This is a genomic window from Streptomyces sp. NPDC051578 (assembly GCF_044454045.1).
Taxonomy (GTDB): domain Bacteria; phylum Actinomycetota; class Actinomycetes; order Streptomycetales; family Streptomycetaceae; genus Streptomyces.
Genome location: NZ_JBITDH010000010.1, coordinates 111,548 through 125,195 on the forward strand (window position 1 = coordinate 111,548; position 13,648 = coordinate 125,195).

The 13,648-nt window shown below is 73.4% G+C and carries 12 protein-coding genes; 8 read left to right on the forward strand and 4 right to left on the reverse strand.

Annotated features, from left to right (window positions below):
- The first annotated feature begins 6 nt into the window (after nt 1–6).
- Genes ACIA6C_RS29375 through ACIA6C_RS29385 form a run of 3 tightly spaced genes read left to right on the forward strand, consistent with a single transcriptional unit; the run spans nt 7 to nt 2,482 of the window.
- Nucleotides 7–936: a glutamate ABC transporter substrate-binding protein gene (locus ACIA6C_RS29375; protein WP_399280382.1), complete on the forward strand. Its 930-nt coding sequence runs from the start codon at nt 7–9 to the stop codon at nt 934–936.
- A 17-nt stretch (nt 937–953) separates the two neighbouring features.
- Nucleotides 954–1,598, forward strand: coding sequence for an amino acid ABC transporter permease (locus ACIA6C_RS29380; RefSeq protein WP_366081927.1), 645 nt, complete (start codon nt 954–956; stop codon nt 1,596–1,598).
- Nucleotides 1,595–2,482 carry an amino acid ABC transporter permease gene (locus tag ACIA6C_RS29385; protein WP_399280384.1) on the forward strand — a complete coding sequence of 296 codons (888 nt, stop codon included), beginning with the start codon at nt 1,595–1,597 and terminating at the stop codon, nt 2,480–2,482. The genes ACIA6C_RS29380 and ACIA6C_RS29385 overlap by 4 nt, the downstream gene beginning before the upstream one ends.
- 35 nt (nt 2,483–2,517) lie before the next feature.
- On the opposite strand, the gene ACIA6C_RS29390 is transcribed toward ACIA6C_RS29385, so the two are convergent.
- Nucleotides 2,518–4,125, reverse strand: coding sequence for a CocE/NonD family hydrolase (locus ACIA6C_RS29390; protein WP_399280386.1), 1,608 nt, complete (start codon nt 4,123–4,125; stop codon nt 2,518–2,520).
- 210 nt (nt 4,126–4,335) lie between these two features.
- On the opposite strand from ACIA6C_RS29390, the gene murJ reads away from it, so the two are divergent.
- The gene (murJ, locus tag ACIA6C_RS29395) at nt 4,336–6,000 is read left to right on the forward strand and encodes a murein biosynthesis integral membrane protein MurJ (RefSeq protein WP_399280388.1); all 1,665 of its coding nucleotides are present in this window, start codon (nt 4,336–4,338) and stop codon (nt 5,998–6,000) included.
- 62 nt (nt 6,001–6,062) lie between these two features.
- Here murJ and ACIA6C_RS29400 read toward each other — a convergent pair whose 3' ends face one another.
- On the reverse strand, nt 6,063–6,254 hold the full coding sequence (locus ACIA6C_RS29400; protein WP_366080348.1) for a DUF1059 domain-containing protein: 192 nt from the start codon (nt 6,252–6,254) through the stop codon (nt 6,063–6,065).
- 298 nt (nt 6,255–6,552) lie between these two features.
- On the opposite strand from ACIA6C_RS29400, the gene ACIA6C_RS29405 reads away from it, so the two are divergent.
- Complete coding sequence (locus ACIA6C_RS29405) at nt 6,553–7,845, forward strand: cytochrome P450 (protein WP_399280391.1); 1,293 nt, start codon at nt 6,553–6,555, stop codon at nt 7,843–7,845.
- On the opposite strand, the gene ACIA6C_RS29410 is transcribed toward ACIA6C_RS29405, so the two are convergent.
- Complete coding sequence (locus ACIA6C_RS29410) at nt 7,805–8,530, reverse strand: hypothetical protein (RefSeq protein WP_399280392.1); 726 nt, start codon at nt 8,528–8,530, stop codon at nt 7,805–7,807. The two genes, ACIA6C_RS29405 and ACIA6C_RS29410, sit on opposite strands and share 41 nt — an antisense overlap.
- Nucleotides 8,531–8,643: 113 nt before the next feature.
- Here ACIA6C_RS29410 and ggt point away from each other — a divergent pair, with 113 nt between their 5' ends.
- Nucleotides 8,644–10,449 (forward strand): gamma-glutamyltransferase, encoded by a 1,806-nt coding sequence (ggt, locus tag ACIA6C_RS29415; RefSeq protein WP_399280394.1) that lies wholly within the window; start codon nt 8,644–8,646, stop codon nt 10,447–10,449.
- A gap of 101 nt (nt 10,450–10,550) precedes the next feature.
- Here ggt and map read toward each other — a convergent pair whose 3' ends face one another.
- Nucleotides 10,551–11,318 carry a type I methionyl aminopeptidase gene (gene map / locus ACIA6C_RS29420; protein WP_399280396.1) on the reverse strand — a complete coding sequence of 256 codons (768 nt, stop codon included), beginning with the start codon at nt 11,316–11,318 and terminating at the stop codon, nt 10,551–10,553.
- Nucleotides 11,319–11,382: 64 nt separating this feature from the next.
- Here map and ACIA6C_RS29425 point away from each other — a divergent pair, with 64 nt between their 5' ends.
- Complete coding sequence (locus ACIA6C_RS29425) at nt 11,383–11,634, forward strand: helix-turn-helix transcriptional regulator (protein WP_361139168.1); 252 nt, start codon at nt 11,383–11,385, stop codon at nt 11,632–11,634.
- 79 nt (nt 11,635–11,713) lie between these two features.
- Nucleotides 11,714–12,094: a PPOX class F420-dependent oxidoreductase gene (locus ACIA6C_RS29430; protein WP_399280398.1), complete on the forward strand. Its 381-nt coding sequence runs from the start codon at nt 11,714–11,716 to the stop codon at nt 12,092–12,094.
- The last annotated feature ends 1,554 nt before the right edge of the window (nt 12,095–13,648 follow it).

Below are 13,648 nucleotides of genomic sequence, written 5' to 3' on the forward strand. Positions count from 1 at the left end.
CGGCCCGTGAAACGCCGCATCGGCTCCCGCACGTCCGTGTGCCTGCTCGCCCTGCTCCTGCTCGCGCTGCTCGGCGCCGCCACCGGCTGCGGCCGGTCCGGCAGCCCCCCGGTCAAGGGGCCGCCGCCCGAAGCCCTGCCCGTGTACCACGTCGCCACCGGCTTCCGACTGCCCGACTCGCGCACCTGGGAGCGGGCCGAGCGCCGCGGCCACCTCATCGTCGGCGCCAAGGAGGACCAGCCCTACCTCGGGGAGAAGGACCCCTCCAGCGGCCGCTACTCCGGCTTCGACATCGAGATCGCCAAGATGATGTCGGCCGCCCTCGGCTTCGACCCCAAGACCATCGAGTTCAAGACCATCGCCTCCGCCAACCGCGAGACCGCCCTCCAGAACGGCCAGATCGACTTCTACGTCGGCACCTACACCATCAACGCCAACCGCAAGAAGCAGGTCGGCTTCGCCGGCCCCTACTTCATGGCCGGCCAGTCGCTGCTCGTGCGCAAGAACGAGAAGGACATCAAGGGCCCCGCCGACCTCGCCGGCAAGAAGGTCTGCTCCGCCGCCGGCTCCACCCCCTACCAGCGCCTCCAGCGCGAGTACCCCAAGGCGGTGCTCGTCGCCTACGACACCTACTCCGTCTGCGTCGACAACCTGCTCACCTACCAGGTCGACGCCGTCTCCACGGACGACTCGATCCTCCTCGGCTACGCCGCGAAGGTCCCCGAAGAGCTCAAGGTCGTCGGCAAGCCCTTCTCCGAGGAGCCCTACGGCATCGGCGTCCCGCGCTCCGACAACGCGCTGCGCTTCGCCCTCGACGACGCCCTCGCCCAGAACGAGAAGAACGGGAACTGGAAGAAGGCCTACCAGGCCACGCTCGGCGTTTCCGGCGTGCCGGCCCCGAAACCGCCCGCCATCGACCGCTACCCGGCCGGCTGAGGGGAGAGCGCACCGCCATGGACGTACTGACCAAGAACTTCTCGCTCTACGGCAAGGGCTTCCTCGGAACCCTGGAACTCACCGTCTACGCCTCCCTCCTCGCCCTCGCCCTGGGCTTCGTGATGGCCTCCTTCCGCGTCGCCCCCATCGGCTCCCTGCGCGTCGTCGGCGCGGTGTGGGTGAACGTGCTGCGCAACACCCCGCTCACCCTGCTGTTCTTCGCCGTCCTGCTGGGCCTGCCCCGGTTCGGGCTGGTCCTGCCCTTCCAGCTGTTCGCCGTGCTCGCGCTCGGCTGCTACACCTCCGCCTTCATCTGCGAGGTGCTGCGCTCGGGCATCAACACCGTGCCCAAGGGCCAGGGCGAGGCGGCCCGCAGCCTCGGCCTGTCCTTCACCCAGACCCTGGGCGCCGTGGTGCTGCCCCAGGCATTCCGCTCCGTCATCCCGCCGATCGGCTCCACCCTGATCGCCCTCGCCAAGAACTCCGCGATCGCCGGCGCGTTCAGCGTCACCGAGCTGCTGGGCACCTACAAGACCCTCAACGAGCTGGGCTACAGCATCATCTGGACGTTCGTCTGGATCGCCGTCGGCTACCTGATCATCACCCTGTCCATCAGCGCGCTGTTCAACGTGCTGGAGAAGCGCTGGGGAGTCGCCCGATGACCGCGCACGCGCTCCACGGGGACACGCAGTCCACCGCCCTCTACGACATCCCCGGCCCGCTGGCCCGGCGCCGGCACCTCCTCTACGGCATCCTCTCGACCGCGCTGGTCCTCGCGCTGCTGGGCTGGATCATCTACCTGCTCTTCGACACCCACCAGTTCACCTCGGCCAAGTGGACGCCCTTCGAGTACGAGGGCATCCAGGACCTGCTGCTCACCGGCCTCGGAAACACCCTCAAGGCCTTCGCCTACGCCTCGGTGCTCTCCGCCGCACTCGGCGCCGTGCTCGCCACCGGGCGGCTGTCCGCGCACCGCCCGGTGCGCTGGCTGGCCACCTTGTTCGTGGAGTTCTTCCGGGCCATGCCCGTCCTCGTGATGATCTTCTTCATCTTCGTCGCGCTCAAGGTGCAGCCGCTGCCGGCCCTGGTGGCCGGGCTGACTCTGTACAACGGCTCGGTCCTGGCCGAGGTCTTCCGTACGGGCGTCAACGCGGTCGAGAAGGGCCAGCGCGAAGCCGCGTACGCCCTGGGCATGCGCAAGACGCAGGTGATGACCCACGTACTGGCGCCGCAGGCGGTACGGGCGATGCTTCCCGCGATCATCAGCCAGCTGGTGGTGGCCCTCAAGGACACCTCGCTGGGCTTCCTGATCACCTACGAGGAGTTCCTGCACGCCGGGAAGCTGATTGCCTCGAACCTGGACTACGACCTGCCCTTCATCCCGGTGGTGATGGTCATCTCACCGGTCTACATCGGGATGTGCATGCTGCTGTCCTGGCTCGCGACCTGGGTGGCCAGACGCCAGCGCCGGAACCCCAAGACCGAGGCGGTCGACGTCGCCCCCGCCGATCCGGGCACGCTGCTGCCGGGCGCGCCGCTGCGGTAACCCCTGGAACCGGCCCGGCCGGCAGCAGCCGTGGATCACTGCTCGCGCAGCGGCACCGAGACGTACGAGGGATCGGTGCGCGGTGAGGAGAAGGTCAGCTGTGCGCCGGCCGGGTTGTGTTCGATGTACAGCGGGTCCACCGTGTCGATGACCACGGCGAGCCGGTGGCCGGCGGGCACGTCGTAGGCGGTGGAGAAGAGGTCCAGGTCCACCCCGAAGGCCTGGCCGGGCGTCTTCCCGTGGAAGGTGTACGGGGCGTTGGTGACCAGCTTGCCGATGCCCAGGGGACCGACGTCGTACAGGTACGCGACGAAGGTGCCGTCCCCCGCGGTGGGGGTCACGGTGGTGTGCAGCGCGACGGTGCCGCGCACGCGCCGGTCGGCGTCGTAGCGCTCCGACTGCCACACCGCGGCGAAGGCGCGGGGCAGCAGCGGGATCGACGCGGCCGGGGGCGCCTTGGCGAGCTGGTCGAGGACGCTGGAGAGGAAGACCACCCCGCCGTCGGCGCCGGAGTCGACGTTCGCCCAGACGTGCTCGCTGTCGGAGAGCGCGAGTTTCTCGGAGCCGCCCGAGCCCACGGACTTCCAGTCGGCGTAGCCCTCGTAGCCACTGTCGCTGCGGGACTTGATCTGTACGGGGGACTCGGCGTCGACGCCGTTGCGCTCGCCCTTGAGGTAACGGTCGAACCAGCGCCGCGCGTTGGTCCAGGTGTCGTTGGGCAGCCCCAGCAGGCCGGTGGCCTCGGCGGTGGCGTGGTCGCCGGGGCGGAACTCCAGGCGCTTGGGGCCGGTCAGCTTCTCGAAGAAGTCCGCGTACTGGTTGGGCGGGAAGATGGTGTCGCCCCAGGCGTTGCCCATCATGACGGCGGGGCCGTTCGCGTTGATCCGGTCGACCTGGTAGGCCGCCGAGCGGACCTTGCCCCATGCGATCATCTGCGGCTCGCGGTCCAGCCGGGAGCCGAGGAAGTCGCCGAGTATGCCCTGCAGTTCGGGTCCGGGACGGCCGGTGAGGTAGCCGGCGGCGCCGAGCAGTCCGGCGGCCTGGAGGTGCTGGGTGCGGCCGGAGTAGATGGAGTCGACGATGTCGGCCCAGCCGCTGAGGGCGACCACGGCCTTGATCCGCGGGTCGTGCGCGGAGGCCAGCAGGCTGATGCCGGCGCCGTACGAGACCCCGCCCAGGCCGATGTGCCGGGCGTCGGCGGGGGTGTGGGCCAGGGCCCAGTCGATGACGGCCGAGACGTCGGCGACGTCGGGCGGCCCCGCGACCTCGATCTGGCCGCCGGAGAGCCAGAAGCCCCGGGAGGTGTAACTGACCACCACGTAGCCGGAGTCGGCGAGCTGCTTCGCCTGGGCGACGTATTCGATCTGCGGCAGGCCCCAGCTGGTGGGCAGCACGATCAGCGGGTACGTCCGTCCGCTCTCGGCGTCGGCCGGGGTGAAGACGTTGCCCTTGAGGGTGATCCCGCCGGATCCGGGGATGTCGTGGAAGCGCAGCCGGGACGAGGACGAGGTGTCCGCTGGACCGGAGGTCGCCGCGGTGGCCGCGTCCGTGTCCGCCGCTTGGGCCTGGTGGGGGGACAGGCCCAGGGCGGCTGCGGCCAGCAGGGCCGACACGGCTGCTGCGGTGCTGGTGGTGCGGGGCATCGATGCTCCTCGCGTGCGCCGGTGACAAAGTGTGCCGACGGTAACGGGAGCGGCTTACCGTAGGTAACCCGTGAGTAAGTTACGTACGGGTAACGATTGACTTCGTGTCAACAGCGGGCCCGGGTTACCCTCGGTGGCGGTCGACGACGAGCGGCCGGTCGTGACGAGCGGGGGACCACCGATGGACCGACACACCGACCCGGGCAGCCGGTGACGGCCACCGGGGCGCCGCCGCTCACCGAGCGCCCGGACGCCGCGCCGCGCAAGGCCTCGGTGCAGCGCAGCGGCGCACTGATGGCAGCCGGCTCGATCGTCTCCAGGGCCACCGGGTTCGTCCGCTCCGCCGTCGTCCTCGCGGCCCTCGGTACCCAGATCCGCGGTGACGGCTACGCGGTCGCCAACACCGTCCCCAACATCATCTACATGCTGCTCATCGGCGGCGCGCTCAACGCCGTCTTCGTGCCCGAGCTGGTGAGGGCCGCCCGCGAACACCCCGACGGCGGCGCCGCGTACACCGACCGGCTGCTCACCGCCTGTACCGCGGCACTCCTCGCGCTGACCGCCGTGGCCGTGCTGGCCGCCCCGGTGATCATCTCGGCGTACACGCCCGCCGCGTACGCACCGGCCGAGGTGGACTCCACCGTGGCCCTGGCCCGGTTCTGCCTCCCGCAGATATTCTTCTACGGGCTGTTCACCCTGCTCGGTCAAGTGCTGAACGCCCGCGGCAGGTTCGGGGCGATGATGTGGACCCCGGTCCTCAACAACCTCGTGGTCACAGCCGTCTTCGGGCTCTTCCTCGTCCTCTCGCACGGCGGCGGCAAGGGCTTCACCGCCGCCGAGACCCGGCTCTTCGGCATCGGCACCACCGCGGGCATCGTCGTCCAGGCCCTCGCCCTGCTCCCGTCCCTGCGCTCCGCCGGCTTCCGCTGGCGGCCGCGCTTCGACTGGCGCGGCAGCGGCCTCGCCCGCCCCCTGCGCAACGCGGGCTGGCTGGTCCTGCTCGTCCTCTCCAACCAGTTCGCCTACTGGGTCGTGACCCGGCTCTCCACCACGGCCGGGAAACTCGGCCAGGCCGAAGGGGTGGCGGGCGGCGTCGGCTACGTCGCCTACACCAACGCCTACCAGCTGTGGATCGTCCCGCAGGGCATCGTCACCGTCTCCCTCGTCACCGCCCTGATGCCCCGGATGAGTGCGGCCGCCGCCTCGGGCGACCTCGGCGCCGTCCGCCGCGACGTCTCCTACGCCCTGCGCACCGGCGCCGCGCTCATCGTGCCCGCCGCCGCGCTGTTCGCGGCGCTCGCACCCTGGCTGACCGCCTGCGTCTTCCAGTACGGCGAGGTCAAGGCGGCCGACGCCGCGGTGATGGCGGGGATACTCGCGGCGTTCGCCCCCGGCCTGGTCGCCTTCTGCGCCCAGTACGTCCTCTCGCGCGCGTTCTACGCGCTCTCCGACACCCGGACCCCGTTCTTCCTCAACCTGGTCGTCGTCGCCCTGAACGCGGGGCTCTCCTACACCGCGTACGAAACCCTGCCCGTGCGCTGGATCGTGACCGGCATGGCCGCGGCCTCCTCGGTCGCCTTCACGGCGGGCGCGGCGGTCACCGCGTACGCCCTCGCCCGGCGGCTCGGCCCGCGCACGCGGGGCCGCACCGCAGGCACCCCCACGGCGGTGGGCACCCACCTGCGGCTGCTGGCCGCGTGCCTGCCCGCGGCCGCCGCCGGCTACGCCGCCGCCCGCGCCTGCGAGGGAGCCGGCCCGTTCGCCGCCTCCGGCGCAGGCGCCGTGGCCCTCGCCCTCGTCGTCCTCCTCCTCGCCGCGCCCCTGCGCCTGACGGAACTCACCGCCCTGACGACCGCCCTGCGCCGCAGGGGCTAGGCCGGCTCTTCCGGATCCTGCCTGACCCGAAAGAGACGACCTGGCCGCCCGAGCCGGCCGGCTCAGGCGTGCTGGGGCACCTCGGGCTTCAGCATGCCGCGCAGCGCCGTACGGAACTCCGGGGTGTCCTCTTCACCGTGCACGGTGACGGCGTGCTGGACGGCCGCGCCCAGGACTTCGTCTTCCTCACCAGTGATCATCAGGGTGCACCCGATCTCGCTCGGGTATTCCCTGCAGTCCATGACCTTGCGCATGACGCGCCTCCCTGTGGCCTTGCCTACGGGACACCACCCACGATCCTCCGCATTCCCCCGGGGCGAAAGCGGGAGCCGCGTGCCGGTGGAGGAGGGCGGCGTGCTCCCCTGGCGCCCGTCCGGCCGGAGCAGGCCGCCCACGGTGGGCCCACGGGGTGGCGGTCGGCCTGATCGGCCGGGGGCGCGGCGCCGCCGGGAGGGCGCTGGCCCGTCACCGGCGAGGCTGCGGGCCCCCCGGCGCTTCCGTCCGGCCGCCGCCCCCTTGCGGGGAGGGGCGCGCGGGCGCCAGCGTGGCCCCATGACCGACGCTCCCGCGCACGGCGCCGACGTCCCCGACGGCCTCGACGTCTTCGACCCCCGCCTCTACGCCGCGGGCATCCCGCACGAGCGCTACCGGCTGCTGCGCGAACGGCACCCGGTGGCCTGGCAGCGTGAACCGGAGGTCCTGGGCTGGCCCGCCGGCCCCGGGTTCTGGGCCGTCACCCGGCACGCCGACACCGTACGGGTCCTGCGCGACCACGCCACGTACTCGTCCTGGCTGGGCGCCACCCAGATCCGCGACCCCGACCCGGCCGACCTGCCGTTCCTGCGGCGCACCATGCTCAACCAGGACCCGCGCCGCAACGCCGGCGACCACGGGCGACTGCGCCGGCTCGTCGCCCGCGCCTTCACCCCCGCCCGGGTCGACGCCTTCGCCGCCCGGGTGCGCGACCGCGCCCGTACCCTGCTGTGCGCCGCCCGCGACGGGGCCGTGGACGGGGCGGCCGACCTCGTCACCGCCGTCACCGACGAATACGCCCTGCTCAACCTGACCGACCTGCTGGGCGTCCCGGCCGCCGACCGGGGGCTGCTGCTGGACTGGACCGTACGGATCATCGGCTACCAGGACCCCGAGGACGCGCCCGCGCCGCAGCGCGACCCCGACGGGAAACCGCTCAACCCCCGCTCACCGGCCCTGCTCGGCGAGATGTTCGACTACGCCCGCGAACTGGCCGCGTACAAGCGGACGCACCCCGCCGAGGACGTGATGACGGCCCTCGCCGCATCGGAACTGGGTCCGGGCGAACTGGAGATGTTCTTCTTCCTGCTGACCGTCGCCGGCAACGACACGGTGCGCAGCGCCGCGCCCGGCGGCCTGCTCGCCCTGGCCGGCGCCCCGGACGCCTACCGGCGGCTGGCGCGGGGCGACGTGCCCGTGGAGCGGGCCGTGGAGGAACTCCTGCGCGTCCACCCGCCGGTGCTCAGCTTCCGCCGCACCGCGGCCGCCGACACCGTACTGGCCGGACAGCCGATCCGCGCCGGCGACAAGGTGGTGGTCTTCCACGCCTCCGCCAACCACGACGAGCGGGTCTTCGAGGCGCCCCGCCGACTCGACCTCGGCCGCTCGCCCAACCCGCACGTCTCCTTCGGCGACGGCCCCCACGTCTGCCTCGGCGCCCACTTCGCCCGGCTCCAGCTGCGGACCCTCTACGAGCAGTGGCGCGACCTCATGCCCGCCCCCGAACCGGCGGGGCCGCCGAAGCGGCTGACCTCCAACTTCATCAACGGGATCACGCGGCTGCCTCTACGGGTGTCCGGGCCGCGCGGGTGACGTCGGCCAGCAGCTCGGCCATGTCCGGGCCGTAGGCGTGGGAGTTGATCACTTTCAGCACCACGCAGAAGGAGTCGCCGCCGTACTTGCGGGCCAGCGCCTCGTGGTGCCGGGCCAGGTACCGGGCCCCCGCCTGGTTGCTGATCGCGGTCTGACCCGAGATCAGGAAGACCGGCCGGGTACCGGGCCCCGTCGTCAGCCGGGCCAGCAGCACGTGGTCCACCTGGCCCTTGTCCCAGCGGAACGTCTCCCCGCCCACCCGGATCGCCCCCCGGTCGGGCCCCGGCTCGCCGGAGACGTCGACCCGCACCCCCGGCAGCATGGACGCCAGGTGCGCCGCCGTGCGCGCGTTGGAGACGGGTCCCCCCACGCAGAACTCGGCGCGCTCGCCGAAGCCCTGACGGACGGAGTCGTGGGAGACGATCTGCAGGTTCGCCGAGCAGTCCTTGATCAACGCGGATATCTCCAGCAGAGCGAAGGCGTCGTTGCGGTGCACCGACCCCTCCGTGCCGCCCATCTGCCGGTTGACCACGAACATGCAGTCCGAGCCGGTGGGCAGGCCGAAGAAGGCCTGCTTGCGGCGCAGTTTGCGGCGCCACAGGTACGTCCGGGAGAACCAGCCGAAACCACCGCTGATGGCGGTGGCCACCACCCCGAGCACGATGTTGCGCACGTCGTCGTTCATGGCGCGGATGTTAACCCGCCGCGGGCGGTCCTGACGTGGGGGGTGCGGTGAAGCTACAGTGCCGGACCCGGCCCGTCACAGGGGATCTGACGGGCTGTCGACTGGAGGTACGGATGCGTCGTCCCGCCGCACGTCAGTTCGCGCTCGTGGCCCTCGCCGGGGCCCTGGTGTCCACCGGCGCCGCCGCCCCGCCCTCCGCGGCGGCCCCCGGCGCCCCCGCCAAGGCCCCGGTCGCCGTCGGCTACGGCGGTGCCGTCGCCAGCGTCGACGCCGATGCCTCGGCGGCCGGCATCGAGGTGCTCCGCTCGGGCGGCAACGCCGTGGACGCGGCGGTCGCCACCGCCGCCGCGCTCGGGGTCACCGAACCGTACTCCGCGGGGGTCGGCGGGGGCGGCTACTTCGTCTACTACGACGCCGCCTCCCACCGGGTGCAGACCATCGACGGACGCGAGACCGCCCCGGCGAGCGCGACCAGCACCCTGTTCCAGGAGAACGGCGTCCCCATCCCCTTCGCCGAGGGCCAGACCAGCGGCCGCGGCGTCGGGGTCCCCGGCACCCCGGCGACCTGGAAGAGCGCCCTCGACGCCTGGGGCAGCCGGCCGCTCGGCCGCCTGTTGAAGCCCGCGGAGAAACTGGCCCGCGACGGCTTCACGGTCGACGCCACCTTCCGTGCGCAGACCGAGCTCAACCAGGACCGCTTCAAGGACTTCCCGGACACCGCGAAGCTGTTCCTGCCGGGCGGGGCGCTGCCGGTGGTCGGTTCCACCTTCAAGAACCCCGACCTCGCCGCCACGTACGCCGAACTCGGCCGCAAGGGCGCCGGCGCCCTGTACCGCGGCCCGCTCGCCGAGGACATCGTCCGCGCCGTACGCAAGCCCCCCGTGAGCCCGTCCGCCACCCGCATCGTCCGCCCCGGCGAACTGACCGCCGGGGACCTGCGGGCCTACGAGACGAAGCGGCAGGCCCCCACCCAGGTGCGCTATCGGGGCCTGGACGTCTACAGCATGGCCCCCTCCTCCTCCGGCGGCACCACCGTCGGCGAGGCGCTGAACATCCTGGAGGGCACCGACCTCGGCCCGCTCTCCGAGGCGCAGTACCTGCACCGCTACATCGAGGCCTCCCGCATCTCCTTCGCCGACCGGGGGCGCTGGGTCGGCGACCCGGCCGCCGTGCAGGTCCCCACCCGCGAGCTGCTCTCCCAGCACTACGCCGACACCCGCGCCTGCCTGATCACCCCGGACCGGGCGCTGACCAGCCCGCTCGCCCCCGGTGACCCGCGCAGGCCTGCGCCGTGCGCCACCACCGGCCAGGCGGCGCCCACCACGTACGAGGGGGAGAACACCACCCACCTGACGGTCGCCGACCGCTGGGGCAACGTCGTCTCCTACACCCTGACCATCGAGTCCACCGGCGGCAGCGCCATCACCGTGCCGGGCCGCGGCTTCCTGCTCAACAACGAGCTGACCGACTTCTCCTTCGCCCCCGCGGCCCCCGGCGTCCCCGACCCGAACCTGCCCGGCCCCGGCAAGCGGCCGCGCTCGTCGATGTCGCCGACCATCGTCCTGGAGGGCGGGCGCCCGGTGCTCGCCGTCGGCTCACCGGGCGGCGCCACCATCATCACCACCGTGCTCCAGACCCTGCTCGGGCACCTGGACCGGGGCCTGCCGCTGGTCGACGCGATCGCCGCGCCGCGCGCCAGCCAGCGCAACCTGAGCTACACGGAGCTCGAACCGGCTCTGTGGAACAGCCCGGTCCGCGCGCAGTTGGAGGCGCTGGGCCACGTCTTCCGGCAGAACCCGGAGATCGGCGCCGCGACCGGCGTACAGCGGCTCGCGGACGGCCGCTGGCTGGCGGCGGCCGAGACCAGCCGCCGGGGCGGGGGATCGGCGATGGTCGTCCACCCGTACGGGAAGCCGTAGGGCCCGCCCGCCCGTTCCTGCCGTCCGGGGCCCGGGTCCGGCGGGCGTACGCGCGCCGTTCACCCGGTCCGACGCCCTCTCGTAGGCCACCGGCGTGAGGCTCAGAGGGCGGTGAGGATCCTCGGGCCGGCGGTGGTGATCGCGATCGTGTGCTCGGAGTGCGCGGCGCGGCTGCCGTCGACGGTGCGCAGGGTCCAGCCGTCCCCGTCGCACCGGTAGTCGTCGGTGCCGCCCGCGATCAGCATCGGCTCGATCGCGAGGACCATGCCGGGGCGCAGCTGCATGCCGCGCCCCGGCCGGCCCTCGTTGGGCACGCCCGGGTCCTCGTGCATGGTGCGGCCCACGCCGTGGCCGCCGAAGTCCTCCATGATCCCGTAACCGGCGGAGCGGCAGACCGTGCCGATGGCGTGCGCGATGTCGCCGATCCGGTTGCCGGGGCGCGCGGCGGCGATGCCGGCCGCGAGGGCCGCCTCGGCGGTCTCGATCAGCCGCACGTCGGCGGGGCGGGGACGGCCCACGGTGAAGCTGACCGCGGCGTCCCCGACCCAACCGCCCAGCTTCGCCCCGCAGTCGATGCTGACCAGGTCCCCGTCGCGGAGCCGGTAGCCGTCGGGGACGCCGTGCACGATCGCGTCGTTGACCGAGGCGCAGACGACCCCAGGGAAGGGCACCGGCGCGAAGTGCGGCCGGTAGCCGAGGAACGGCGAGCTCGCGCCCGCCTCCGCCAGTACCTCGCGGGCCACCCCGTCCAGGTCCTCCAGGGACACTCCCACGCGCGCGGCCTGCCGTACGGCGGCCAGGGCCCGGGCGACGACCCGGCCCGCGGCACGCATCTCGTTGATCGACTCTTCTGTCTTCAGTTCCACCATGCCAATAACTATACCGGTATAACTTTAACGGGATAGTTATTGGGGGACGGGGTAGGATGCCCGCATGGTCCGTACCCCTCTCACCCCCGAAGAGCGCGAGCGCGGCGAGCGCCTCGGCGCGCTGCTGCGCGAGGCCCGCGGCGGCCGCAGCATGGTCGAGGTCGCGGCGAGCGCCGGGCTGTCCGCCGAAACCCTGCGCAAGATCGAGACCGGCCGCGCGCCGACCCCCGCCTTCTTCACCGTGGCCGCCCTCGCCGAGGCGCTCGGGCTGTCCCTGGACGATGTGCTGCGCCGCTGCGCGTTCGCTGCGGCCTGAGCCTCTGGCAAGGCCGGGCGTCCCCCGGGATCCGGGTGCGCGGCCTGACGCGCCCCGGGCGCCGTCGTAGGCTCCGGGCATGACGCTCGACGAGTTGAACCAGGGCAAGTACGTCAGTCTCACCACGTTCCGCAAGGACGGCACCCCCGTCGCCACGCCCGTCTGGGCGGTGGCCGACGGGGGTGAGCTGTACGTGTGGACGCGCAGCGATTCGTGGAAGGTCAAGCGGATCCGCAACAACGGACGGGTCACGGTGAGCGCCTGCGATGTGCGCGGGCGCGTGCCGGAGGGCGCGGTCGCGGTGGAGGGGCAGGCGCGACTGCTGGACGAGACGGGGCTGCGACGGGTGCGGAAGCTGATGTCGCGCAAGTACGGGTGGCAGTTCCGGGTCGTGGACCTGCCGGCCGCGCTGGTGCGGCTGGGCAAGCGGCCGCACACCGGGATCGCCGTCAAGCTTTGAGATTCCCGTAGCCCGCCCGTAACACGGGTGGGGTCCAATGCGGGGATGGAGACGGCGACTTCGTTGCTGATCGGTCAACTCGCTGAGTATTTACATGGGTTGACGCGGAGACTGGATCCCGGGGCGGGGTGGTGCGGGGAGTTCCTGCGGCGGGACCCGGAGGGGATGCGGGCCTGCCTGGACGGCGCCGCGATACCGCCCTGGGACGTACTGGCGTCGCTGCTGCGGGATGCGGGGGCGGCGGTGGGGGAGGTGGAGTACGCGTCCCGGCTGCGGGACGCGGCGGCGGCCGCGTGGGACCGGGCGCCGGGCGGGGAGCGGGAGCTGCGGGAACTGCTGGCCCGGGCGGCGGAGCAGCGGGCGGCCGCGGAGGCGGCGTTGGTGCGGCTGACGCAGCTGCGGGACCGGGCCACGGCCCCGGCGGAGGCGGCCGAGCTGACCCGGGAGCTGTCCTGGCTCCAGGACGACGCGTCCCGCGCCCGGTCCCGCCAGGACGACGTGAGGAGCCGCCTCTCTGCCCTTCTGCAGGCCGATTCGACGGCGCGGCCGGAGCCGCCCGCGGGGGTCCCGGCGGCCGGCCGGGTTCCGACGGGGGAGCCGCCGCCCGGAGCGCTCGCGGCTGCCCGGCACGCGGCTCCGAGGGCCGACCCGGCGCCGCAGCCGGTGCGACCGGACCCGGGTGCCGATCCGCAAGGCCACCCGCCTCTCGGGCTGCTCCGGGAGGCCGGGTCCGGCGGTCCGCCGGCCGATACGCGGGCGCAGTCGCCTGGGCTGTTGCGTAAGGCTGGGCGCGCCGACCTGCCGGCCGATCCGGGGGCGCAGGCGCCTGGGCAGCCGCCTTTCGGGCCTCGGCGGGAGGAGCCGGAGGGCGGTCCGACCGGGGCGTCGCTCGATGGTGTGCCGAGACAGCGCAGTGCGGGGTCGGTGGGGCGGGCCGAGGGGCGGTGGCTGCGCGGCGGGCGGCGAGCCGGAGGGGCCCGGTACGCGGGTGCGCCGGCCGGGTCGGAGCCGCCGTCCCTGCCCGTCGAAGCCCCCCCGGCTCCGGAAGCCACCCCCCGGGGCGCCCGCTTCGCCCACCTCACCCCCGCGAAGGCAGCGACCCCGAAGCCCACCCCACCGCCAACCGTGCACGACGGCCCGACGCTCCCGCCCGACTCCCGCCCCGACGCCGCCCCGGCAGCCCGGCCGTGGGCTCCCGCGAACCATGCGACGCCCGCGCCTCGGCCCGACGCGGACGCGACGGCCTCGCCTCGGCGTGGCGCCGACGCAACGGCTCCGCCGGAGCAGTCAGCAGCCCACGCGGCGCCGCCGCCGCCCCGGTTCAGCATCGCCCCGGCTCCGGAGCATTCGGTATTCCACCCGGCGGCCCCGCCTCGGCCCCACGCCGTCTCGGCGTCACCGCCGTGGGCTCCCGCGAGCAACGCGTCACCCGTGCCCCCGCCCGACGCCGACGCGACGGCCCCGCCTCGGCCCGACGCCGACGCAACGGCTCCGCCGGAGCGTCCGGACGGCTACCCGGGGGTGCCGGCGTGGCGTGGGGGCGGGGGTGGCGGT

Excerpts from the sequence above, each read along its gene's own strand:
- ACIA6C_RS29380 (WP_366081927.1), top strand. The coding sequence starts at position 954 with ATGGACGTACTGACCAAGAACTTCTCGCTCTACGGCAAGGGCTTCCTC.
- ACIA6C_RS29385 (WP_399280384.1), top strand. The coding sequence starts at position 1,595 with ATGACCGCGCACGCGCTCCACGGGGACACGCAGTCCACCGCCCTCTAC.
- ACIA6C_RS29390 (WP_399280386.1), bottom strand. The coding sequence starts at position 4,125 with ATGCCCCGCACCACCAGCACCGCAGCAGCCGTGTCGGCCCTGCTGGCC.
- ACIA6C_RS29400 (WP_366080348.1), bottom strand. The coding sequence starts at position 6,254 with ATGCGCAAGGTCATGGACTGCAGGGAATACCCGAGCGAGATCGGGTGC.
- ACIA6C_RS29405 (WP_399280391.1), top strand. The coding sequence starts at position 6,553 with ATGACCGACGCTCCCGCGCACGGCGCCGACGTCCCCGACGGCCTCGAC.
- ACIA6C_RS29410 (WP_399280392.1), bottom strand. The coding sequence starts at position 8,530 with ATGAACGACGACGTGCGCAACATCGTGCTCGGGGTGGTGGCCACCGCC.
- ggt (WP_399280394.1), top strand. The coding sequence starts at position 8,644 with ATGCGTCGTCCCGCCGCACGTCAGTTCGCGCTCGTGGCCCTCGCCGGG.
- map (WP_399280396.1), bottom strand. The coding sequence starts at position 11,318 with ATGGTGGAACTGAAGACAGAAGAGTCGATCAACGAGATGCGTGCCGCG.
- ACIA6C_RS29425 (WP_361139168.1), top strand. The coding sequence starts at position 11,383 with ATGGTCCGTACCCCTCTCACCCCCGAAGAGCGCGAGCGCGGCGAGCGC.
- ACIA6C_RS29430 (WP_399280398.1), top strand. The coding sequence starts at position 11,714 with ATGACGCTCGACGAGTTGAACCAGGGCAAGTACGTCAGTCTCACCACG.